This window comes from Pustulibacterium marinum, assembly GCF_900116665.1.
Taxonomy (GTDB): domain Bacteria; phylum Bacteroidota; class Bacteroidia; order Flavobacteriales; family Flavobacteriaceae; genus Pustulibacterium; species Pustulibacterium marinum.
In genome coordinates this window covers 45,296-69,468 of the sequence record NZ_FPBK01000012.1, presented here as the reverse complement: position 1 = coordinate 69,468, position 24,173 = coordinate 45,296, and the positions used below count along the sequence as shown (strand labels likewise).

The 24,173-nt window shown below is 37.4% G+C and carries 16 protein-coding genes; 10 read left to right on the top strand and 6 right to left on the bottom strand.

The annotated features are described in order from the left end of the window. Positions 1-37: 37 nt before the first annotated feature. The 4 genes from BM383_RS14420 to BM383_RS14410 all read right to left on the bottom strand — a co-directional run bounded on the left by BM383_RS14420 (position 38) and on the right by BM383_RS14410 (position 3,132). Positions 38-568, bottom strand: a complete 531-nt coding sequence (locus BM383_RS14420; RefSeq protein WP_093025853.1) for an STM3941 family protein — start codon at positions 566-568, stop codon at positions 38-40. A 441-nt stretch (positions 569-1,009) separates the two neighbouring features. Continuing rightward, positions 1,010-1,171, bottom strand: coding sequence for a hypothetical protein (locus BM383_RS18865; RefSeq protein ID WP_177229135.1), 162 nt, complete (start codon positions 1,169-1,171; stop codon positions 1,010-1,012). A 227-nt stretch (positions 1,172-1,398) separates the two neighbouring features. Next, positions 1,399-2,313 carry a helix-turn-helix domain-containing protein gene (locus BM383_RS14415; protein WP_093025852.1) on the bottom strand — a complete coding sequence of 305 codons (915 nt, stop codon included), beginning with the start codon at positions 2,311-2,313 and terminating at the stop codon, positions 1,399-1,401. Positions 2,314-2,328: 15 nt separating this feature from the next. Then, a complete protein-coding gene (locus BM383_RS14410) occupies positions 2,329-3,132 on the bottom strand; it encodes an SDR family oxidoreductase (RefSeq protein ID WP_093025851.1) in 804 nt (267 codons plus the stop codon). A gap of 306 nt (positions 3,133-3,438) precedes the next feature. On the opposite strand from BM383_RS14410, the gene BM383_RS14405 reads away from it, so the two are divergent. Then, entirely contained in the window at positions 3,439-5,799 is a 2,361-nt protein-coding gene (locus BM383_RS14405) for a penicillin-binding protein 1A (RefSeq protein WP_093025850.1), read from the top strand. A gap of 123 nt (positions 5,800-5,922) precedes the next feature. Beyond that, on the top strand, positions 5,923-7,191 hold the full coding sequence (locus tag BM383_RS14400; RefSeq protein WP_317040086.1) for a mechanosensitive ion channel family protein: 1,269 nt from the start codon (positions 5,923-5,925) through the stop codon (positions 7,189-7,191). Between the two features lie 37 nt (positions 7,192-7,228). On the opposite strand, the gene BM383_RS14395 is transcribed toward BM383_RS14400, so the two are convergent. Together BM383_RS14395 and BM383_RS14390 are read right to left on the bottom strand one after the other, a co-directional pair. Further along, positions 7,229-7,639: an acyl-CoA thioesterase gene (locus BM383_RS14395; RefSeq protein WP_093025848.1), complete on the bottom strand. Its 411-nt coding sequence runs from the start codon at positions 7,637-7,639 to the stop codon at positions 7,229-7,231. Continuing rightward, positions 7,636-8,529 carry a DUF72 domain-containing protein gene (locus BM383_RS14390; RefSeq protein WP_093025847.1) on the bottom strand — a complete coding sequence of 298 codons (894 nt, stop codon included), beginning with the start codon at positions 8,527-8,529 and terminating at the stop codon, positions 7,636-7,638. The genes BM383_RS14395 and BM383_RS14390 overlap by 4 nt, the downstream gene beginning before the upstream one ends. Before the next feature lie 403 nt (positions 8,530-8,932). Between BM383_RS14390 and xylE the strand changes: the two genes are divergently transcribed. The 8 genes from xylE to BM383_RS14350 all read left to right on the top strand — a co-directional run bounded on the left by xylE (position 8,933) and on the right by BM383_RS14350 (position 24,161). Continuing rightward, a complete protein-coding gene (xylE, locus tag BM383_RS14385) occupies positions 8,933-10,540 on the top strand; it encodes a D-xylose transporter XylE (RefSeq protein WP_093025846.1) in 1,608 nt (535 codons plus the stop codon). A gap of 16 nt (positions 10,541-10,556) precedes the next feature. After that, positions 10,557-12,050: a xylulokinase gene (locus BM383_RS14380; RefSeq protein ID WP_093025845.1), complete on the top strand. Its 1,494-nt coding sequence runs from the start codon at positions 10,557-10,559 to the stop codon at positions 12,048-12,050. Between the two features lie 2 nt (positions 12,051-12,052). After that, complete coding sequence (gene xylA / locus BM383_RS14375; RefSeq protein ID WP_093025844.1) at positions 12,053-13,375, top strand: xylose isomerase; 1,323 nt, start codon at positions 12,053-12,055, stop codon at positions 13,373-13,375. Positions 13,376-13,417: 42 nt separating this feature from the next. After that, positions 13,418-16,549, top strand: coding sequence for a SusC/RagA family TonB-linked outer membrane protein (locus BM383_RS14370; RefSeq protein WP_093025843.1), 3,132 nt, complete (start codon positions 13,418-13,420; stop codon positions 16,547-16,549). 7 nt (positions 16,550-16,556) lie between these two features. Continuing rightward, the gene (locus tag BM383_RS14365; protein ID WP_093025842.1) at positions 16,557-18,152 is read left to right on the top strand and encodes a RagB/SusD family nutrient uptake outer membrane protein; all 1,596 of its coding nucleotides are present in this window, start codon (positions 16,557-16,559) and stop codon (positions 18,150-18,152) included. Between the two features lie 30 nt (positions 18,153-18,182). Beyond that, on the top strand, positions 18,183-20,039 hold the full coding sequence (locus BM383_RS14360) for a hypothetical protein (protein ID WP_177229134.1): 1,857 nt from the start codon (positions 18,183-18,185) through the stop codon (positions 20,037-20,039). Between the two features lie 67 nt (positions 20,040-20,106). Further along, positions 20,107-22,587 carry a beta-galactosidase GalB gene (gene galB / locus BM383_RS14355; protein ID WP_093025841.1) on the top strand — a complete coding sequence of 827 codons (2,481 nt, stop codon included), beginning with the start codon at positions 20,107-20,109 and terminating at the stop codon, positions 22,585-22,587. A gap of 11 nt (positions 22,588-22,598) precedes the next feature. Then, positions 22,599-24,161: a GH39 family glycosyl hydrolase gene (locus tag BM383_RS14350; protein WP_093025840.1), complete on the top strand. Its 1,563-nt coding sequence runs from the start codon at positions 22,599-22,601 to the stop codon at positions 24,159-24,161. Positions 24,162-24,173 lie beyond the last annotated feature (12 nt).

The window sequence follows — 24,173 nt, the reverse complement described above, 5'->3', positions numbered from 1 at the left end:
TTCTTTTTAAGTCAATATGTTTCACCCCGTCCTTTAGCTACTTCCGCTCATCTAGTACTTTTGTGATCAATTTTTCAAGATCGTCATATGTAATTTGTAATGAGTTGGAAGCAATAGATAAAGGAGAGCCATACATTTTATAATTGGCTTTCATGGCTTGTTTGGCAATTCCGTTTTTTGCGCGGGCAATGTATTTTTCAGGTTGATTGGTCAATAACATCATAATTTTTGTAGAAGCTACCTGAACGGTTTCCAAACCTATGATATCATCCCATTCTATGAGTCCTACACTCGTACCGCTGGAGTGGTCTGTAATCCCATTTTCATCCATAATAAGTCCTACTTTTTTATCAAATAATTTCTTGAAAATAAACACTACGCAAACACCAAAAAATACGATGGAAGCAATACCCGACATCCTTATGACTTCGGAACTTTGAAACAACGGAGTTTTAAATTGTTCGGGATGTATGGTAAACCATGTGCCAAGCACCACAAAACCAATACCTCCTAAAAGAAGTAATAATAATTTGGTCTTACTCAAAGGGATTTCTATACGATCTTCCATAACAACAGTACTTTACAAGAGTGATTCCCTAAAGGGCTACTGCAAAATACAAACATTTTTTATACATCTTACCTATGGTCCATAAAAATAAAGAAAGAATTGAACTGGTAACGTTCCTTTAGCAGCTGGTTATTGTAAAGGTTTTAACGTATGAACTCCTAAGCTACTGACTTATTTTAGCCAAGATCTACTAATTCTTTTTGTAAATTCTCTCTTGCCTGAACTTCATACTCATTTCTGAAAAATGCCGTTTTAAAAACCGCTTTTTGATATCTTCATTTTGTTTCATTTGTTTAAATTTCATCATTTTATGCATAGAAATCTATCTATCCCATCCATCAATCACATAATAGTTTTCAGGATCTTATTCACAATTGATGAAGTATATTTTAATGTGATTTCTATTCATACAAACCAATATACAACTTCTACTCCAAACCGTTAGAACAAAATGGTAAAACCACCTTCCCAAGAAATAGCGCAATAGCCATAAAATCCTTCCCATGATCCCGGTGCGTACCTGTTGGCTTCCCGTAAGCATCCTCTTACCTTAGTCCATGGTGAGTCCATGGTAAGTCCATACCGGGTCCATGGTTTTCCCATAATAATATGGACTCACTATACTGTTATTTTAAATTGAATATTTGCTCACCCAAATGAAGCGCTCAATGAATGCATGCGCAATTGGTAAGATATAGGTTTCTGAATGTTTCCAAGCCCATATGATAACAAGATATAGCATAGCCACAATGTTACCAAACGTACCAGCTTATTTTTCATTGGGCAGTACCAAAAAATCATGTAACGTGATATGCATGACTCACGCATACCTACCTACGGAAAGATTGTCTGTAGGCTAACGGCGTTTGATTGATCTTGGATTTAAACAATTTATTAAACGACTGTGAATGTTCAAAACCTAAAGCAAAGGCTATTTCACCCACAGATTGGTTGGTGGTGACTAGCTTTTCTTTGGCTTTGGCCAATACATACTCATGAATATGGTATTGTGTATTTTGCCCGGTGACCGAGCGCAACATATCACTCAAATACCGTGGCGATACATGCAGCTGTTCTGCCAAATAACCAACTGTTGGAAGTCCGGAGAGCAGTGGTGCTTCGGTATCAAAATAGCTATGTAGTAGTTGTTCCATATTCGCTACCAGATCATGATTCACTTTGGTTCGCGTTATAAATTGACGCTCATAAAAACGATTGCTATAATGGAGAAGCAAATCTAAATGTGACAAAATAATTGCTTGGGTATGTTTATCTATATGCTGATATTCGGTCGCTATCTTTTCAAAAATAGCTACTACATCTTTTTTTTCTTTTTCAGAAAGATGCAAAGCTTCGTTGACTGCATACGCAAAAAAACCGTAGTTATGAATGTCTGCAGCCAACGGATGTGTTGCTAAAAAATCAGGATGAAACATCAATACATAACCTGTTCCCTGTATTTCATTAGAGGCATTGGCTTCATTGGGCTCCACCGTTTGTACTTGATTGGGAGCTATAAACGTCATGGTACCCGTATCAAAATCGTAATACTGCAGCCCGTACTTTACTTTAGACTGAATATTATCTTTTAAAGAAATGGTATAAAAGTCTGTGGCAAACTGTGTCCAAACAGCGGTATTTGTCAAATGCAATTCAGAAACACGTACTACACTCACCAAAGGATGTAGAGGCTTTGGTAAGGATAATAACGCATGAAATTGTGCTAAGGAATGTATCTGTTTCACTTTACAAAAATACCATTATTCTCCAAAGAACTGAGTTCGAATCATTTTTCTAAATGCTTCACTACCCATTTGGGTACGTGCTTCATATAATTGTGCTGCATCAGGCCCTGCAATATATTTCACCTGGTCTTTTCCATCGGTAGCTGCCTCATAAACCACTGCGGCTATACGCTCTGGAGTAGCGGCAGCATCCATCATTCCCTCAATACTACCAAAGAGTTTATCCTCTAAAGTTTCATAAGCCGAATGTGAATTTTTATCTAAAGACCTCCCTGTAAAATCAGTTGCAATAGCGCCGGGAGCAACTGTTTTAATACCAATATGGTGCATTCCCAACTCAAAGGACATGGCTTCGGACCAACCTTCTACACCAAATTTTGCCGCTTGATACAGTGAATGTAACGGAAACGCAAGACTACCTCCTATAGATGTAGTGGCAATAAACAAACCGCTTTGCTTGGCTCTGAAATACGGAATAAAAGCTTTGGTTACTCGTATAACTCCCAATAAGTTGGTTTCTATTTGGCGAGTCATTTGATCATCGGTCATGGCTTCCAGTGCACTCATAAGTCCGTAACCTGCATTGTTAAATACAACATCTATGCTATAGGTAGCTGTTACCGCTGCCACTACAGTTTCTATTTGTTGATGATTGGTCACGTCTAGTTCCATAAGGCTTACATGATCATATTGGTTTAGTTCGGTTTCCTTTTCAGGATTTCGCATAGTGGCAATCACCTGCCAACCTTTGGATTGAAAAAATAATGCGGTGGCTTTTCCTAAGCCTGAAGAAGCTCCTGTTATAAATATGGTCTTCATACTATTTTTTGAATTTGTATTATAGCTGTTGCAAAATTGCTTCAGTATGTGAAGAAATATGTTGCCAAAGTGAGGTTTATTGTAGCCAAAACTTCGTACGTATTGGTTGTATGGCTTTATCTATCACGCGGTGTCTTACAACATAGCAATAACAATTGATGCTATACAACCATAACTTTGTTCCCTATTAGCGAATTCGTCAAATGGCTACTAGGAGTTTTAAAAAGCTATTTTTATGCTTTTTTGTACACAATTTTAATAGGCTCTTAACAGCATTACAGAAGTGAATTTTGTTTGTTTGTAATTATGAATAGTAAAGAGTCTTCATCAAACTTTTGGAAAAAACTGATTCGTAACCGCTGGTTTAAGTGGATCGTTGGGATCATCTTGGCGGGTTTCGCTGCAGTGTTGTTATTTATGGGAAGTGTGTACTTTGGTTTTTGGGGTAAAATACCTGATGCTAAGGAAATTACTTCGCTCAAACAAGCCATTGCTTCCGGCGTATATGACCATAACGGAAAACTTATTGGTAAATACTTTATCTATGACCGTGAGTTGGTAGCATACGATCAGTTACCCAAACATTTGGTAGATGCCTTAGTAGCTACGGAAGACGCTCGTTTTTATGAACACGACGGTGTAGATAGTCGCAGTATGCTACGTGTATTGTTTAAGTCTATTCTTATGGGTGATGATTCTTCCGGTGGTGGGAGTACCATTACCATGCAGTTGGCAAAGAATCTTTTTGGTAGACCCGATCACGGCCTATTTTCTATGCCGGTAAATAAATACAAAGAAGCTATTGTAGCTGGAAGATTGGAAGACATTTATGCTAAAAATGAAATTTTAACCTTGTACTTAAACACGGTTTCATTTTCTGATAATACCTACGGAATTGAAAGTGCTGCAAAGAAATTCTATAACAAAGAGGTAACCGACCTTACACTGGACGAATCTGCTACATTGATAGGAACGCTTAAAGCAAACCATAGCTACAATCCACGATTGTTTAGAGAGCGTAGCCAATTACGAAGAGATGTGGTGCTTACCCAAATGCAAAAATATGGTTACATTACGGAAGCGGAAGCCCAAAATGCCATGTTGAAAAACATCAAACTTACGTACAGAAGTTTTCAATCTGATGAAGGTGCAGCGCCCTATTTTAGAGAACAAATACGCCAAGAACTCGATACGCTCCTAAAACAATACAAAAAACCAGATGGTTCTGATTATGATGTGTACAAAGATGGTTTACGCATTTATACAACCCTAGATTTGGATATGCAGGAAATTGCGGAAGATGCAATGATGGCACACATGACGTATATTCAAAATCAATATGAAAAGGCATACGGTAACTATACCCCATGGCGAAAGAACAAAAAGATCTTTCAATCGGCCATGCGTAAACTTCCGGTTTATCAAAAACTAAAGAAAGAAGGCCTTTCAGAAAAAGAAATCATTGCTCAGTTAGAAAAGAAACATTCGGTACACGTTTTAGAGCAAATGAAAGATACTGTGTTAGAGATCTCTACCTTAGATAGTTTACAATACCATTTAAAACAATTGAACACCGGTTTCTTAGCCTTGGAACCAAATACTGGTGCAGTACGTGCCTACATTGGCGGAGTAAATTTTAAGCATTTTAAATACGATCATATTTCACAAAGTAAACGCCAGGTAGGTTCTACGTTCAAACCTTTTGTATATACTGCTGCCTTGCAAAACGGTACGCAGCCATGTGCCTATTTCCCTATTGAAGCGGTTACATACAAGGATGAAGAAGACTGGACGCCCACCAATGCTACCAAAAATGAAGATGACGATGAACATACGTTTTACAGTATGAAATATGCTTTGAGTCATTCTGTAAATACCATTGCCGTTAAGGTACTGAAACATACAGGGGTAGATAAAGTTATAGATCAGGCTCATGCCATGGGTATTCAATCAGATTTACCACAAGTGTCCTCTATTGCACTGGGAACAGCCGAACTTTCTTTAAAAGAATTAGCTTCTGCTTACGCCAGTTTTGTGAATGATAGTCGCCCTATAAAACCATATTACATTACCAAAATTGTAGACAAACGTGGCAAAGTGATCATGGAACATACAACCGAGAAAGAAGCTCCACAAGCATTTTCAGATGATACGCGCCAAACCATGATTGAATACATGAAGGCTACCGTAAATGAAGGTACCGCTACCCGATTGCGTTATACGTATGGTTTACAAAACGACATTGCCGGAAAAACCGGAACTACACAAGACAACCGTGATGCCTGGTTTGTTGGGATTACTCCTAAACTAGTTACCGTAACCTGGGTTGGGAATGACAATCATCAAATAGGGTTTAATAGTACCAGAATTGGTCAAGGTGCTAATGCAGCATTGCCTATGTTTGGTAGATTTTATAAAAAACTAAATCAGAATGCTACGTTCAACGATATTACCAATGCACATTTTGAAGATCCTTCAGAAGAAGTAGTGGCAGCATTGCAGTGTGAAGATAGGTATGAAGAAACTTTTGTAGACCGACTTTTCGGAAATAAAAGTACCATTAAATTAAAGGGTGAAGATACCGAAGAAGCTCAGAAAAAAGAAGACGAGAAAAAGAAAAAACGAAAAGGATTTTTCTCTTTTCTTAAAAAGAAAAAAGCACAATAAGCACTGAAAAAATTCTAAGCAACTCTCAGGATAATTTGTAGTTTTGCCAGAGTATTTTGTACTAGTGAACCTATGTACTAAAGGTACATAGCAAGCGCTCTAATATCTGATGAAACAACTATGATGGAAAATTTAAACTGGTTAACCAAACTGGTATACAATTATCTTCGTGAACACGGTTTTGAAGAACAAACCGCTTTTAATATCAACCTTTTGGTAAATGTAACCATATTACTGGTTGCCGTAATTCTGTTTGACTGGATTTGTAGAAAAGTAGTGGTGCAAGCATTCAAAGCTTTTTCAGACAAAACCAAAACTACTTTTGATGATTTTCTGGTTGAAAGTAACTTCCCTAAATATGTAGGACACGTAATTCCATTGATTCTGGTAGTGAATTTGATTCCTGCTATTTTTCAGGGGCTGGAAGATTGGAAAATTGCAGTCATGGCCATCACCGATGTGTACTTGATCATTTTGATCATTTGGATTCTAAGAAGTCTGGTGAAAACCACTCGCGACTTCCTGAAAACCAAAGAAGCCTTTAGAGACAAACCTGTAGATAGTTTTGCACAGGTGATCATCATTGTATTTTGGATCATCGGTTGCCTTTTCATATTCTCCACATTAACCGGAAAAAGCATTCTATATTTCTTAGGAACACTGGGTGCCGCTTCAGCAGTAATACTATTGGTATTCAAAGATTCTATTTTGGGATTTGTAGCCAGTATTCAGGTTTCTGTAAACGATATGGTACGTGTTGGCGATTGGATTACGCTTTCAAAATATGGTGCAGATGGCGATGTATTTGAGATCAACCTTACCACGGTAAAGGTTCGTAATTTTGATAACACCATCACCACCATTCCTACCTATGCCCTAATTTCTGATTCTTTCCAAAACTGGAGAGGAATGCAAAATAGCGGTGGTAGACGTATCAAAAGGGCTATTTACATTAAAACAAATAGTGTGCGTTTTCTTACTAAAGAAGACTTAGCGAAGTTTTCCAAGATAAAAGACGTAGCCGATTATATAGAACACCGTCAGCGTGATATTGATAATTTTAATAGAGAACATAAATACGATAAAACCAATTTGGTCAACGGACGAAACCAAACCAATTTGGGTATTTTCCGAAAGTATTGTGATGAGTATCTCAAAACACACCCGGCTACCAATAAAGACATGACGATGATGACGCGTCATCTGGCTCCTACTCCACAAGGAATTCCCTTGGAGATTTATGTATTTTGTAGTGATAAACGTTGGGTAAATTATGAACGTATCATGGCAGATATTTTTGAACATTTGATTGCTGCCGTTCCGTATTTTGATTTAGAAATTTACGAGTTACCAACCGGTAAAGATTTTCATATACAACAAGAGCAGGTTTAATACCTGCTCTTTGCTTTTCCATAATGAAAAAATACTATTAATTGTCGCCATTTGCTTCGGCCTCCGCTAAACGATCTTTTACAAATTCCACTTCGGTTTTCCCATGTGGTTTTGGTCTTCCATCATCACCTAAGTTTACCATAATAATATTGTCTACGGTAATAATGGTTTCGCGGGTCATCTTATTTCGTACTTCACATTTCAGTACCAACGAAGAACGACCAAATTTAACCACCTCTATTCCAATCTCTACAATATCACCCTGACGTGCAGAAGCCATAAAGTTGATTTCAGACATATATTTGGTAACTACTTTACTATTTTCCAGTTGTATGATAGAATACAGCGCAGACTCTTCATCAATCCAAGCCAAAAGCTTTCCTCCAAATAAAGTTCCGTTTGCGTTGAGATCTTCGGGTTTTACCCATTTTCTTGTATGAAATCTCATGAAAATAAATTTTTATTGTTGTTATCTAATGTTTGTGGAATGTGCAATGACAATCCCAATCTTTTATTCAATTGTTCTATAAAATATGCTGAAAGTAATGGCGAAGACTCTTCAATATTTTGATGTATAAAGAAATCAAGTTTTGACAATCCCTGAGCTTTCCAAAGTTCTATTCTATCTATCCATTCGTCTAGCCTGTCATAATCTGTGGGATGATTTGCCCCAACATAGCGTACAAAAGCCTCATCATTGGTAAGTCTCATATGCATAAGGTCACGTCTACCGGCGGTATCTACAATGATATTACCCAACCCGTTTTCTTGCAATAAATGATACAACTCTTCTGAAACTGTGGTATCATTGAACCAATCGGTATGTCTAAATTCTACCGCCAACGGAATTTCCTTTGGCCAAAGCTCTACAAAGCGTTGCACTCTGTCAAAATTCTTAGGAGCGAAGTTGTTATGCATCTGGAGAAATACGGTACCCAGCTTTTCTTTTAAGTGTACAAACCCATCCAAACATTCTTCCAAAGCATCGTCAATACCATTCAATCGCTTTAAATGACTTACACGTTGCATAATTTTTGGAAAAAAACGGAAATCATCAGGCACAGCAGCATACCATTTATCGAACTGTGTAGTTGGAAAATTTCTATAGAAGGTAGCATTTAGTTCTATACTGTTAAATTGGGAAGCATAATATTCCAATTCGTTTTTGGTACCTCTTGGATAAAAATTCTTCAAATCTTGTTTATTCCATTTGGCACAACCAACATACACTTCAAAACTTTTAGGTTCTGAATTTTGAAGGATTACCTCCGTTTCCGGATGGTCTTTCGGTATGGTAAAATCTACAGTTTCAGGATGGTCTACTTTTCCAAATTTCATAGCTGATAATTTGTAGTAAAGGTACAATTCTTTGCTTCAAAAAGTGGTTCGTCACATTGAAAATACCAATGCATGATTGACAGATATTATGAAAACGTTTTCTTGATGAATCTGAAAATTCTTTCAGTTTATAACACCTACTAACAAAGAGCTAAAAACTTTAACATATCGCCTTCCAGACGCTTTACTACATCGATTTCATAAACCTCAATTTTAGCAAACCTTTATGAATACTACACTTACATAATAAATGTATACATTACACTTAAATGAGAATAATGCATAGCTTTCATGATTTAAATCACTATTACAAAAAAATAAAACTTAATTATTGAAAATATCAAAAAATAGCTTTAAACTTGTAGTCGAATTAACCATATCTTAATGTTTAAACGACTATAAAATGAGTAAACAGACTTCGGTTGATAAAATAAGTGTTTATCTCATCACGCTGGTTGCCAGTTTGGGAGGTTTGCTTTTTGGGTATGATACAGCTGTAATTTCGGGAGCGGTAAGTTCTTTAAATCAGTTTTTCGTGGCTGCTTTGGATACCACAGGAGCTTCTTCTGCAGCAGCCATTATAGAATACAAAGTGATTCTTACTGTTTGTATTATAGCCATTGCAGTGCTGTTCTCATCTTTCGTTTACAAATTCTTTTCTAAAATTAAAGCTTCCGCAATCGTAATAGTCTTTTTGGTTATTGGAGGTTACTTTTACTATACAGGATTTCTTAGCGCTCCAAATGTGATTACCGAAAACCTTAGAAGTTCAATTTTAGGTTTTGTGATAAGTTCTGCTATCGTTGGTTGTATCATTGGTGGTTCTATAGGCGATAAAACTGCTAATTCCTTAGGTAGAAGAAACGGATTGATCTTAGCAGCCATCTTATTTTTGATTTCTGCCATGGGTTCAGCGTTCCCCGATACCATGAATATTTTTGGCGGTAATTACTTAACCTCGTTTATTATTTATAGAATTATTGGAGGTGTTGGCGTTGGGTTGGCAAGTATGCTAGCACCATTGTACATTGCTGAAATGGCTCCTACACATATTAGAGGAAAATTGGTTTCCTTCAATCAGTTTGCCATTGTAAGCGGAATGCTAATAGTGTATTTTGTTAACTACTTGATTGTTGCCGGCCAATCGCCAGAATGGATCAACACTACCGGATGGCGTTATATGTTTTTATCAGAATGTATTCCTGCGGTCATTTTTCTACTTTCTTTAATATTTGTTCCAAAAACTCCTCGTTTCCAGGTAATGAAAGGTCAGGAAGCAGATGCCTTGAAAGTTTTGGAAAAAATGAATGGTCCAGAAGCTGCTCCGGTAATCTTATCAAACATTAAAAATTCATTCAACCAAAAGAAAAGTCATTGGTTATCTTTCGGTTGGGCAGTAATTATCATAGGCATTCTGTTATCGGTATTTCAGCAATTTGTAGGTATCAATGTGGTACTTTACTACGCTCCCGAGATTTTTAAAGGCATGGGAGTAGAAAACGATGCTTCCATGAAGCAAACCATTATTGTTGGTTGTATCAATATGTTATTTACCATTCTAGCCATTACCACTGTAGATAAATTCGGTAGAACCAAACTTATGTTGATAGGAAGTGTATTTATGGCCATCAGTATGATAGGTCTAGGTTTTACACTGTACGCAGAAGCTACCGGAATTTTGGCATTACTTCTCATGCTACTATACATAGCAGCGTTTGCTATGTCATGGGGACCTGTAACCTGGGTATTATTGGCTGAAATTTTTCCAAATAGAATCAAAGGTGTAATGGCCGTAGCTGTGGCAGTACAATGGTTGGCAAACCTTACCGTAAGCTGGACATTCCCTATAATGAATAATAACGAAGAATTAAACGCTATGTTCCACCATGGATTCGCTTATTGGATCTACGGTATCATGGCTGTTTTATCTGGATTGATTGTTTGGAAATTTGTTCCTGAAACAAAAGGAAAAACATTAGAAGACATCGAAAGTATTTGGCTTAAAAAATAAAATTACACAACAAACTATGTATTTTTTAGGAATAGATTTAGGAAGTTCCTCCGTTAAATTATCAGTTTTAGATGCTGATAAAGGACGTTGTATAGCTTCGGTTACTGCTCCCGATTTCGAAATGGAAATCAAAGCGCCTAAATTTGGTTGGGCTGAGCAAGATCCTGAATTATGGTGGCAATATACCAAAGATGGTATTGCAAAGTTAGCCAGTAAATATCAAGTAGATCTAAGCAAAATCAAAGGAATAGGGATTGCATATCAAATGCACGGATTGGTACTTACAGACGAAGCCTTGAATCCTGTAAGACCGGCAATCATTTGGTGTGATAGTAGAGCTGCAGTACTTGGTGCTCAATCCTATTTACAAATTGGAGAAACGCATTGCCAGGAAACTTTATTAGGAAGTCCGGGTAATTTTACTGCTTCAAAATTAAAATGGGTAAAAGAAAATCAACCTGAAATTCTTGAGGAAGCAGCTTATATGATGCTTCCGGGTGATTTTATTGCAGCAAAACTTTCGGGTGTTGCACAAATAAGTACATCCGGTCTATCAGAAGGAACTTTATGGAATTTTAAAGAAGGACGTTTGGCTACCGAAATTATGGAGCAAATGGAAATTCCTTCTGAATTGGTTCCGGAGATTGTTCCTAACTTCGGCGAGCAAGCTACCATTAGTGCAGCTATTGCTGAGGAACTTGGTTTTTCAAAAGATGTAAAGATTACCTATCGCGGAGGTGATCAACCAAATAATGCATTATCTCTAAATGTTTTAAAGCCAGGAGAAATTGCCACTACAGCAGGAACTTCGGCTGTAATTTATGCGGTAAGTGACCAAGATAATTATGATCAACAAAACCGAATCAACACCTTTTTACATGTAAACAATACTCCCGAAGAAAAAAGAAACGGGGTTATGGTTTGTATCAACGGATCGGGAATTTGCTACCAATGGTTACGTAAAATTATGTCGGTTAGCGGAACTTCACTCATCGATTATGAAAAACTAAATGGTTTAGCGGCGGCTACTTCTGCCGGTGCGAAAGACCTTCGCTTCTACCCTTTTGGAAATGGCGTAGAGCGTATTTTCAATAATAAGAATGTAACCTCAGGAATTCAAAATTTAAACTTCAATATTCATCAATCTGCCGAAGTGGTTAGAGCTGCTTGTGAAGGAATCGTATTTGCCATGAACTTTGGTTTTGACGTGATGAAAAGCGTTGGAGCATCGGGTTCTTTGGTAAAAGCTGGTAAAGCCAACTTATTCTTGAGTCCCGTATTCCGTGAGATATTTGTAAACACTACCGATACGGCTTTAGAATTGTACAACACTTCTGGTGCCGAAGGTGCTGCGAGAGGCGCTGCCTTTGGTTATGGTTACTACAAAAGTTACGAAGAAGCATTTGAAAATCTTGAATGTTTAGAGCGAATAGAACCAACTGCTGCATTAACAAATCAATACAAAGAAATATACAATAACTGGAAACATCACATTAATACAGAACTATAATTATGGACACTACCAAACAATCATTTTTTAAAAGTATAGATAAAATTGCTTTCGAAGGAAGAGAAAGTGATAATCCGTTAGCCTTTAAATGGTATGACGAGAACAAAGTTGTTGCAGGAAAAACGTTGAAAGAACATTTACGTTTTGCAATGGCTTACTGGCACACATTTAACAATAAAGGTGGGGATCCGTTTGGTGCACCAACCGAAACATTTGCTTGGGACAAAAAAGAAAACGTAATAGAAAGAGCAAAAGACAAAATGGATGCTGCTTTTGAATTTGGAAGCAAACTTGGTGTTCCTTTTTACTGTTTTCATGATGTAGATGTAGTAGACGAAGCTCCAACCCTAGCGGAATTCGAAAAGCGTATGGAAACGATGGTAGACTACGCAAAAGAGAAACAAGCAGAAAGCGGCATCAAACTACTTTGGGGAACTTCTAACCTGTTTAGCAATCCTCGTTTTATGAACGGAGCTTCTACAAACCCAAATTTTGATGTGGTTGCCTATGCTGGTGCACAAGCAAAAATTGCTATTGATGCTACCATTGCTTTAGGCGGTGAAAACTACGTATTCTGGGGTGGTCGTGAAGGCTATATGAGTTTATTAAATACCGATATGAAACGCGAGCAAGAACATTTGGCTCAGTTCTTAACTATCTGTAGAGATTATGCTCGTAAAAATGGTTTTGAAGGTACATTCTTAATTGAACCAAAACCAATGGAACCTACCAAGCACCAATATGATTTTGATGCAGCTACATGTTTAGGTTTCATGAACAAATTCAATCTTCAGGATGATTTTAAGCTGAATTTAGAAGTAAATCACGCTACGTTAGCCGGTCATACTTTTGAACATGAATTACAAGTTGCAGTAGATGCAGGTAAATTAGGAAGTATAGATGCCAACAGAGGTGATTACCAAAACGGATGGGATACAGACCAGTTCCCTATTGATCTGTTTGAAGTTACACAAGCTATGTTGATTATTCTTGAAGGTGGCGGAATTCAAGGTGGAGGAATCAACTTTGATGCAAAAGTGAGAAGAAATTCTACCGATTTAGAAGACAAATTCATCGCACACATTTCTGGTATGGACATTTTTGCAAGAGGATTGATCATGGCAGATAAAATTCTAAAAGAGACTAAATACAAATCACTTAGACAAGAGCGTTACGCAAGCTTTGACAGTGGTAACGGTGCTGCTTTTGAAAAAGGAGAACTTTCACTAGAGCAACTTTCACAAATTGCAAAAGCTAGCGGTGAACCTCAGCAAATAAGCGGAAAACAAGAACTATATGAACAAATAATAGCAAACGCTATTTAATTCAATTTTTTTCAAACAAATAACAGTAAACCTTAATTAATTATGAGAACAAAATATCTTATCTCTCCAGGAAAAATATTTTTCTGTCTGATGGTTTTGGGTTGTTTACTTGGTTTTCAACGTGCAAACGCACAAGACAAAATCACAGTAACAGGTGCAATTACCGGAGCTGAAGACGGAATGTTATTACCGGGAGTAAGTGTTATGGAAAAAGGTACCTCCAATGGTACTGCTACAGATTTTGACGGGAACTACACTTTAAGTGTGGCTCCCGATGCTGTATTGGTGTTTAGTTACATTGGTTTTGTTACCAAAGAAGTTTCAGTAAACGGTCAAACCGCAATCGATGTAGTTTTAACTTCTGATACTCAACAATTAGACGAAGTAATTGTTGTAGGGTATGGTACTCAGAAGAAAGAATTAGTTACCGGAGCTAACGTACAAGTTTCTGGTGATGATCTTCAAAAACAAAGTACCACTAGTGCATTACAAGCTTTACAAGGACAAACAGCAGGGGTGCAAATTACCTCTACATCCGGGCAACCTGGTGATGGTTTCAATGTATTGATTCGTGGTGCAGGTTCTACAGGAAGTAACTCTCCTCTTTACGTAGTAGATGGAGTTTTAACAGATGACATTTCTTATTTGAACAATGCAGATATCGAAAGTATTTCTGTATTAAAAGATGCTGCTTCTGCTGCAATTTATGGTTCACAAGCTTCTAATGGGGTGGTTTTGGTAACTACCAAAAAAGGTAAAAAAGGCCATGCTCAAATTACTTTTGACCAGTACTACGGTATTCAGCAAGTTGGTAGAACTACAGACATGTTAAACTCTACAGAATATGCTACATTAATTAATGAAGCTTCCTTAAATTCTGGTAGTTCTGTAGTATTTTCTAATGAAGACATTGCTAACATTTCAACAAACACCAACTGGTTAGATGAAATGTTTACAGATGCTAAAACAGAAAATTACACACTTGGTATTACAGGTGGTAGTGATGCTTCTTCATACTCTTCTTCTATTTCTTATTTGAATCAAGAAGGTGTTGTAGGTGGTGAAGATCTTTCTAATTATGAGCGTTATAATTTCCGTTTCAATTCAGATCATAAATTATATAACGATCGTATTACCTTTGGTCAAAACTTAAGTTTTGCGTACATCAAAAACAACGGAATTGGTGTTGGCGGTATTGCAAACAACTCTTTGCGAAGTGCGTTCAATGCAAGTCCATTAGTTCCAATGTATGATGCCGATGGAAATTACTACAATACTTCAGGCGATAGCGCGGTATATTTGGCAGGGTTCTCTAACCCATATGCTTCTATGTTGTATTCAAATCAAAATGCTTATGAAACTCAAAAACTTTTGGGTAACATTTATATGCAGTTTGAATTGTTAGACAATTTAAAATTCAGAACAAGTTTAGGACTTGATTATACGGCATCTCAAGGGCATACCTTTAGTCCTATTTATACATTGTCTTCTTATGATTTCAACTTGTATAGTACTGCTAGCCAAACAATGACCAAAGCAAAATCATTGATCTGGGATAACTTACTTACCTATAATTTTGATCTTAACGATGAGCATCATTTTGAAACTATGTTAGGTACTTCTTCATACAACTATGAAGGTGAATCTATGTATGGTAGCAATGTAAACTTAATTTTTAATGATTTGTCTCACGCTTGGTTAAGCAACGCAACCAATACTGATGGAGCACAAATTACTTTGAATGGTGGACCTTATGCACAAAACAAGCGTATGTCATATTTTGGTAGAGTTAACTATAACTTCAAAGAAACCTACCTTTTAAATGTAACCTTTAGAGCAGATGGTTCTTCTCAGTTTGCTGATGGAAACCGTTGGGGATATTTCCCATCTATTTCTGGTGGTTGGATCATGACCAATGAAAACTTCATGGAAAAAACGCAAGGTTGGTTAGACTATTTCAAAGTGAGAGCTAGCTGGGGACAAGTGGGTAACCAAAACTTAGGAAACTTCCAGTACCTATCTCGTATTACTTATGCATATACCAATTACAATTTTGGTAGTGAAGAAGCAGTTCAAACTCCGGGAGCATATCCAAACAGTTTAGCAAATCCTGATTTGGTTTGGGAAACTTCAGAACAATTAGATTTAGGTTTTGATGCACGTTTCTTCAATTCAAAACTTCAAGTAGCTTTTGACTGGTATAACAAAACCACAAAAGATTGGTTAATCAGTATTCCTACTTTAGCTACCTCTGGTGTTGAATCTCAATACATCAACGGTGGTGATATTACAAACAAAGGGGTTGAAGTAGCGCTTTCATATAGAGAAAATGTGAGTGAAGACTTTAGCTTTAGCGTTGGTGTAAATGGAGCTTTCAATAAAAATGAAGTTGGAAACATTCCTACATCTGACGGAATTATTCACGGAGAAACCAATCAATTATGGGATAACTCTCCAGAATTTTATAGAGCTGAAGAAGGACATCCACTAGGTTATTTCTGGGGATACCAAACAGCAGGTGTTTTCCAAACAGAAGAAGATGTTCAAAACTACGTAGGTGCAGACGGAACTCAAATTTTACCAGATGCAGAACCAGGAGATCTTATCTATGTAGATGTAAACGGAGATGGTGTAATTGATACCAACGATAAAACTGAAATTGGTAGTCCAATGCCTAAATTAAACTATGGTTTCAACATTGGTGCAAACTACAAAGCATTTGATCTTTCTATTCAAACCAATGGTGTTGCAGGAAATCAAATTGTTCAATCTTACAGAAATCAATCTAGTGCTTATGCTAATTATTCAGGAGAATACTTAGACCGTTGGCATGGTCCGGGATCGTCTAACGATTTACCTAGATTAACCCTTGACAATAGAAACTACACCAAATTCTCTGACATTTATGTAAAAGATGGAGATTTCTTAAGAATCAGCAACGTTACCTTAGGGTTTGATATTGCCAAAGTGATCAAGAAAGAAAACTTCTTTGCAAGTCAATTAAGAGTTTACTTCTCTGCCTTAAACTTGTATACATTTACAAAATATACAGGTATGGATCCAGAAGTTGGTTACGGAGTTTCAACGGATGAATATAACTTTTCTTCCGGTGTAGATGTTGGATATTACCCACGTCCAAAAACGTATATGGTGGGACTAAATATTAAATTCTAAAAGCAAGATGAAAAAGATAACAATATACGCAGCAGCAGTAGCAATGCTTTCATTAGGTTCTTGTTCTAAAGATTACTTAGATACCGAACCAATGACAGAGCTTACCAGCAGTAATTTCTATACAACACCAAGTGAAGCTTATGACGCCCTTGTTGGTTGTTATGACGGAATGCAGATTGCAGAAGGTGCTTCGGGAACACCGTTTGCATTGGCTTCAGAAATTTTATCAGATGACTGTTATGGTGGTGTTGGTAATTCAGATGCCTATAACTATCAAGCCATTGATGAGTTTGACCCTACAAGAGCTCCGTCTTATGTAGATATCTATGATGATACTTGGACAAAATACTATGCTGCTATTTTTAGATGTAATACATTATTACAAAACTTAGACAATATAGATTGGACAGGGAGTGAAGAGCTACGCCCTATTTACGAAAGTGAAGCAAGGTTTATAAGAGCTTATATGTATTTTGACTTGGTACGTTTATTTGGTAATGTTCCTTTACTTACAGAACCATCTGTAGAGAATTTACCTCAAGCAGAACCAGATGAAGTATATACAGTAATAGCTCAAGATCTTTTATTTGCTGCGGAAAACTTAGAAGACGTAACTTATAGTTCAACTACGCATGGTAGAATTACAAAATGGGCAGCAAAATCTATGCTAGGAAGAGTATATTTATACTACACTGGCTATTACGGACAGTCTGATTTGGTTGGTTTAGTTTCTCAGTCAGAAGCTTTACAACACCTTGAAGATGTTATTGACAATAGTGGTCACGGCCTTGTAAGCGATTTCAATACATTATGGCCAGCAGCATCTCCAGATACGTACGCTGGTGAAGATAATGAAGAAGTTGTTTTCTCTGTTAAATTCACATACACTAGTGACTATGATGGAAATACTGATGGTAACCACTGGATGGTTATGTTTGGTATGCGTGAGTTCTCCTATTATCCTTATGGAAATGGTTGGGGAGTTACTGTAAACTCAGATCTATATGATCTTTATAATGATGGCGATAGCAGACAAGAAGCTTCTGTAATCGCTTTAGATGAAGAGGAAATTCCATTTACAAATATTGATAAACAAAGAGAATATACGGGTTATTACAACAAGAAATATGCTCCAATGTTGGCGTATGATGAAGATGGAAACCTTAACAGTGCTGCTGTTATTTTGGGTGGTGATGACTTTATGATTGGTCAATTCCAAGATTATTTTGTTATTCGTTATTCCGATGTATTGTTAATGGCTGCTGAACTTGGTAGTGGTAACGCTCAGAGTTATTTCAATATGGTTAGAGAACGTGCAATGGGTGATAGTTACACGCAAATTCCTGTGAATACTACAAACCTTATGAAAGAAAGACATAAAGAATTCGCTCTTGAAGGAGTTCGTTATTGGGATCTATTACGTCAAGGTGTGAGCACAGCTGCAAACACTATTGCAACCAGTACTACTCTATTAAACGGTGGTGTGGAAGTAACCAAAACGATATCGGCTTCTAAAATTCAGGAAACCGAAGGTTTACAGCAAATTCCAAATACACAGATTACGCTGTCTGACGGTGTTTTAGAACAAAACAACGGTTGGTAATACTTAGCTAAACTATAAATGTAAAGAACAATGAAAAAGTTATATAAATACGCATTTCTTTTGGCAGGAATTAGTTTAATAGCTACTTCCTGTGGAGACAAAGATTTTGACTTGGGTACAAAACTAGATGCATCTGATCTGGATTTTGAGATCATTCAAGATTATTCGATAGACGAAGGTGGTAATACCATTATTCTTATCAACAATACAGAAGAAACCATCCCGGTTTGGGATTACGGTACAGGTAGGTCTACCAGAGCTATAGATACAATACACTACGCTTTTGCAGGTGATTATACCATTCAATTCTCTGCAATGACAGATGGTGGTTTGGTAGAAGCAGATCCTGTTACGCTCACGGTAACTTCTGATAATTTCAACTATATCGAAGACGAACTTTGGGAAAACATCTCTGGTGGTGTTGGTAACAGTAAAACTTGGTTACTAGATCTAGATGCCGATGGTGTTTCTAAATATTTTGATGGTCCACTTTATTTCTACGGAACCGATAATGGTTGGTTAGAAGGTGGAGAAGATGGATGTTATGGTGAAGACTGTTGGAACTGGAATCCAGAGTGGTCTGGAAACACTTGGTTAATGGATGCTGCAGACTTTGGTAGCATGACATTCAGCTTAGACGGTGGTCCATATTTAGAAGTAGAACATTTAACTATTCCTGCTCTTGGTTCACAATCCGGAACCTATTATTTAGACCCAGATGAATACACACTTTCTACAACAGACGCTACTATTTTACATGATAGCGGTAGAGATGCTTGTGTAGCAAATTGGGGAGATATCAAAATATTCTCTCTAACTGAAGATACTATGCAGTTGGCTGTTCTTAGAAAAGATGAATGTGAAGGTGCTGCTTTACTTGTCTATAACTTCATTACTCAAGAATATAGTGACAACTGGACTCCAGAAGAAGAAATTGTGGAACCAGATGAAGGTTTTGAACCTACGTTTGAAGCTGGTGAGTTATTAGATATTCTTACAGGCGGTGCAGCTGCCGGTAGATATTGGAAATTAGATGGAAGTGGAAACCCTGTGGATTGGATCACTGCCGGAAACGGATGGACTTCTTCTGCAAATGATTCTTACGATTGGGGTTGGAATGATGCTTGGGCAACTATTGCTTCTGAATCTTACATTCGTTTTGACCAATATGGAGGTACTCAAAATTACCTGAAAAATGAAAACGGAGTTGAAACTACCGGAACATTTACCATCAATGAAAGTACCAATGAAATTACATTAAGTGATGATGGCACGTTGATAGGAAATAGTGACAGTTGGATGACGCCTACAGCTGCTACCTTTACAGTTATCAAAGCTGTACCAGATGATTTTGAGAGTTTCGGACTTTGGTTCGGTACTACCTATGATGCTTCAAGTGACCAATGGTTAGCATACCATTATGTTATTAATAATGAAATCAGCGGCGGTAGCGGCGGAGATCCTGTAGAAGGTGAAGATACCGAAGTAGACGTAGACAACGCATTAATTACTTATGGAGATATCGAAGAAAATGGAAATTTCCGTATCGAAATCTATAACGAATATGGTACTACTGCTACCACTCCTCCAGTGAATACTAGTGACTTTGTTTTTGATAACACTGTAGAAGTTACATTTACCATTAGTGGAACTGGCGTAACCGGAGACTATAGCACTTCTATCTATTATGCAGATTCAGATTGGAGTCCGCAAGGAAATGGAGATGCTATTTCTGTAACCGGTGACGGAACGTATACTGTAAGCTATACTCCAGGATCAAGTGCAGACGGTTGTGTAGTATTTGTAGTTGATATTGTAGGTTTAGCTGCAGACATTACAGACCTTTCAACAGTTACAGCAACTGTAGATTCTATCATAATTAACTAATTAAATAAAACAGCAATGGCAATAGTTTTTTACCTATTGCCATTGCTTATTAACATTCATAAAGCAAATGAATAGCCTAAAATCACTCATAAAACCAATTACCTTTTTAGTAATTTTTATTTCTTTATCAGCGTGCAATTCTGGTAAAGAAGTAAAACTGCTTCAAGAAAGAAAAGTTAGTTTCAACAACAACTGGCAATTTCATTTGAACGATAGTACCGATAACGATACTATCTCCAATAGTACAACTTGGAGAAACTTGAATCTCCCACACGACTATAGTATTGAACAACCTTTTGATATCAATAGCCCTACCGGATTTGGTGGTGGAGCGTTGCGTGGTGGTTTAGCGTGGTACAAAAAAACATTTACGGTAGATGATAGTACCAAACTTACTTCTATAGCTTTTGATGGTGTGTATGAGAATAGTGAAGTTTGGATAAACGGCAATTATTTGGGCAAGAGACCAAATGGCTATAGTAGTTTTGAATACAACCTTACTCCCTACCTCAACTACGGAGATCAGAAAAACGAAATTCTGGTAAAAGTAGACAACAGCAATCAACCCAACTCTCGCTGGTATTCCGGAAGTGGAATCTACCGAAATGTTTGGTTAAAAACTACAAATAAAATACACGTAGCACATTGGGGAACTTTTATTACCACGCCAATGGTAAATAAAGAATCGGCAAGCGTAAATCTGCAAGTAACCATTGCAAATAATTATCCTGATAAAAAAGACATTACAACCAAAACAACCATCTATAAAGATAACTCAGAAATAGTATCATTTTCTGAAATTAAAAAATCCATTTCTGGTAATGAACATTTGAAAATCAGTACGGAAGGAACTATAGAAAATCCTTCGTTATGGTCTCCAGAGCATCCTGAAATGTATACGGCAATTACAGAAATCTATGCAGATGGAAACTTGGTTGACGAATATAAAACCCCTTTCGGAATCAGAAATTTCACATTTGATCTTGAAAAAGGATTCATTCTAAACGGCGAACAAGTAAAAATCAAAGGTGTGTGTTTACACCACGATTTAGGTCCACTTGGTACCGCTATAAATACACGAGCGCTAGAGCGTCAATTACAAATTATGAAAGATATGGGTGTGAATGGTATCAGAACTTCTCACAACCCTCCTGCTCCAGAATTATTAGATCTGTGTGATTCTATGGGATTCATTGTCATGGACGAAGCCTATGACATGTGGGAACAAAAGAAAACCACCTATGATTATGCCAACTTTTGGGAAGCTTGGCACAAAAGAGATTTAGAAGATTTAATTCTTAGAGATCGAAATCATCCAAGTGTATTCATGTGGAGTATTGGTAATGAAATCCCGGAACAATGGAGCGAGCGCGGTGCCGAAATTGGTCGTGAACTTTCAAAAATTGTTAAAAATCTAGATACTACACGCTACGTAACAGCTGCGATGAATCCACCAGTTCACGTAACCGACGAAAGTGTAACTGTTCAATTCGAAAATACAGCTGATAAACCAAACGCACTAGCTGGTTCTGGCGCTTTAGATATCATCGGTTATAACTATGCGCATCAAACTTATCCTAAACATCAGGTGAATTTCCCTAATACGCCTTTCATTGCTACCGAAACTACTTCTGGCTTGCAAACCAGAGGATATTACGAATTTCCTTCGGATACTACCAAAATTTGGCCGGTTCGTTGGGATATCAAATTCACAGACGGAAACGATGACAACACCGTTTCTGCTTTCGACCAAGTGAGAACGCCTTGGGGTTCGTTGCATGAAACTACCTGGAAAGTCATCAAAAAACATGATTTCTTATCAGGAATGTTCGTCTGGACAGGTTTCGATTACATTGGTGAACCTACTCCGTACGAATGGCCATCGAGAAGTTCGTATTTCGGAATTGTAGACTTGGCTGGTTTTCCAAAAAATGTTTATTATATGTATCAAAGTGAATGGACAGATAAAGATGTACTGTATTTATTACCACATTGGAATTGGGAAGAAGGTCAAACGGTAGATGTGTGGGCGTATTACAACCATGCAGACGAAGTTGAGTTATTTCTGAATGGAAAATCCATGGGTGTGAAAAGCAAAAAAGGTGATGATTTACACGTAATGTGGCGCTTCCCTTTTAAAGCCGGAACACTTAAAGCAGTGTCTAGAAAAGATGAAAACATTGTCAAAGAAACCGAAATAAAAACGGCCGATGTACCTGCAAAATTAGAACTGCTTGCCGACAGAACAAATATCATTGCAGACGGTTCCGATCTTTCGTTTATTACAGTAAATATTACAGATAAAAACGGCACAATAGCGCCAAGAGCTAACCATAAAATTAGCTTTAGTGTAGAAGGTCCGGGAGAAATTGTGGGCGTTGCCAGTGGAGATCCTACCAATCACGAATCATTCAAAGGCACTTCTCATAAAGCGCTTAACGGAAAATGTTTGGTGATTGTACAAAGTACAGAAAAAGCAGGAACCATTCAACTAACAGCAAGCGCTGATGGCTTAGCAACAAATACCATTTCTATAACAACGAAATAACAGCAAACAGTATGAAAAAAAACAATCACATACTCGCTTCTATTTTAGGCTGTCTTACTTTTTTAGTTCAAGCACAGCAACGCACTATTTCGTTAGATTATAACAAAACTGAAGGTCCGTTGAACACCATGTTCAAAGAGTGTATTGGTGCCGGAAGAGCCAACGAAGGTTTACGTGCCGATTGGCAACAGCAACTCTCCGAAGTTAAAAAAGATTGTGACTTTAAATACATAAGAATGCATGGCTTGTTAACCGATGATATGGGCGTGTATAAATTAGACGAAAAAGGAAATCCACAATACAATTATCAATACATCGATGTGTTGTATGACTACATTCTGGAAATTGGAATGAAACCTTTTGTTGAGATCAGTTTTATGCCTAATTATTTAGCCAGTGGCGATAAAACTATTTTCTGGTGGAAAGGAAACATCACGCCACCGAACGATTATGAAAAATGGAAAGCGTTGGTGACAGACATGGTAAATCACTGGACAGAACGTTACGGGGTTGAAGAAGTAAAAACCTGGTATTTTGAAGTGTGGAACGAACCAAATTTAGACGGATTTTGGGCTGGAACACAAGAAGAATATTTCAAACTTTACAAATACACTGCCGAAGCCGTAAAGAGCGTAAATCCTGAATACAAAATTGGTGGACCAGCAACTGCCGGTAATGGTTGGGTTGAAGAAACTATTGCATATACCAATGAAAAAAACGTTCCTATCGATTATATTTCTACGCATTCCTATGGTGTAAAACAAGGTTTCTTAGATGAGTTTGGAACCTCTGGAACCGTGTTAAATGAGGATGAAATGAGCGTTAGTGGTGAAGTGATCAACGTTCGTAAAAAGATGGACAGCCTTTCTAAACAAAACTTAGAATTGCACTACACCGAATGGAGTTCTTCGTACACTCCTGCAGATCCTATTCATGATAGTTACCACCAAGCAGCCTATATTCTTCAAAAGATCAAGCAAATTGGCCCGGCTGCCAACTCCATGTCGTATTGGGTTTTCACTGATATTTTTGAAGAAGCCGGACCAAGATTTACTCCTTTTCATGGTGGTTTTGGTTTAATGAACACGCAAGGCATCAAAAAATCGGCTTATTATGCTTATGAGTTTTTGAACGGATTAGGAACAACAGAATTAAGCAATGAAGATGCTGAATCGTTCGCTACTATAGATGCTTCCGGAAATGTACAAGTGTTGTTTTGGGATTTCACGTATACGCTTCCAAAAGATACCGAATTGAATCAAACCTATTATTCGCAAAAATTACCAGCAAAAGCCAAAGGAACTGTGACGGTTGATTTGAAACACCTTCCAGAAGGAACCTATGAAGTAAAAACATATCAGGTTGGTTTTCAGAAAAACGATCCTTACACGCGTTACATTGAAATGGGAGCACCTGATCAATTAACTAGAAGTCAGGTTTCTGAACTAAAAGAAATTAGTAACGGAGCACCGGAAAAGGTTGAAAAAATCACCATCAAAAAACGTGGAAAACATACGGTAGAAATTCCAATGCGCGAAAACGATGTGTTCTTACTAACATTGAACAAACTATAAAACAAACAGCAA

What these genes read in the sequence shown, in the direction of transcription:
- BM383_RS14420 (WP_093025853.1), bottom strand. Translation starts at nt 568, where the DNA reads ATGGAAGATCGTATAGAAATCCCTTTGAGTAAGACCAAATTATTATTA.
- BM383_RS18865 (WP_177229135.1), bottom strand. Translation starts at nt 1,171, where the DNA reads ATGGGAAAACCATGGACCCGGTATGGACTTACCATGGACTCACCATGG.
- BM383_RS14410 (WP_093025851.1), bottom strand. Translation starts at nt 3,132, where the DNA reads ATGAAGACCATATTTATAACAGGAGCTTCTTCAGGCTTAGGAAAAGCC.
- BM383_RS14405 (WP_093025850.1), top strand. Translation starts at nt 3,439, where the DNA reads ATGAATAGTAAAGAGTCTTCATCAAACTTTTGGAAAAAACTGATTCGT.
- BM383_RS14400 (WP_317040086.1), top strand. Translation starts at nt 5,923, where the DNA reads ATGGAAAATTTAAACTGGTTAACCAAACTGGTATACAATTATCTTCGT.
- BM383_RS14395 (WP_093025848.1), bottom strand. Translation starts at nt 7,639, where the DNA reads ATGAGATTTCATACAAGAAAATGGGTAAAACCCGAAGATCTCAACGCA.
- BM383_RS14390 (WP_093025847.1), bottom strand. Translation starts at nt 8,529, where the DNA reads ATGAAATTTGGAAAAGTAGACCATCCTGAAACTGTAGATTTTACCATA.
- xylE (WP_093025846.1), top strand. Translation starts at nt 8,933, where the DNA reads ATGAGTAAACAGACTTCGGTTGATAAAATAAGTGTTTATCTCATCACG.
- BM383_RS14380 (WP_093025845.1), top strand. Translation starts at nt 10,557, where the DNA reads ATGTATTTTTTAGGAATAGATTTAGGAAGTTCCTCCGTTAAATTATCA.
- xylA (WP_093025844.1), top strand. Translation starts at nt 12,053, where the DNA reads ATGGACACTACCAAACAATCATTTTTTAAAAGTATAGATAAAATTGCT.
- BM383_RS14370 (WP_093025843.1), top strand. Translation starts at nt 13,418, where the DNA reads ATGAGAACAAAATATCTTATCTCTCCAGGAAAAATATTTTTCTGTCTG.
- BM383_RS14365 (WP_093025842.1), top strand. Translation starts at nt 16,557, where the DNA reads ATGAAAAAGATAACAATATACGCAGCAGCAGTAGCAATGCTTTCATTA.
- BM383_RS14360 (WP_177229134.1), top strand. Translation starts at nt 18,183, where the DNA reads ATGAAAAAGTTATATAAATACGCATTTCTTTTGGCAGGAATTAGTTTA.
- galB (WP_093025841.1), top strand. Translation starts at nt 20,107, where the DNA reads ATGAATAGCCTAAAATCACTCATAAAACCAATTACCTTTTTAGTAATT.
- BM383_RS14350 (WP_093025840.1), top strand. Translation starts at nt 22,599, where the DNA reads ATGAAAAAAAACAATCACATACTCGCTTCTATTTTAGGCTGTCTTACT.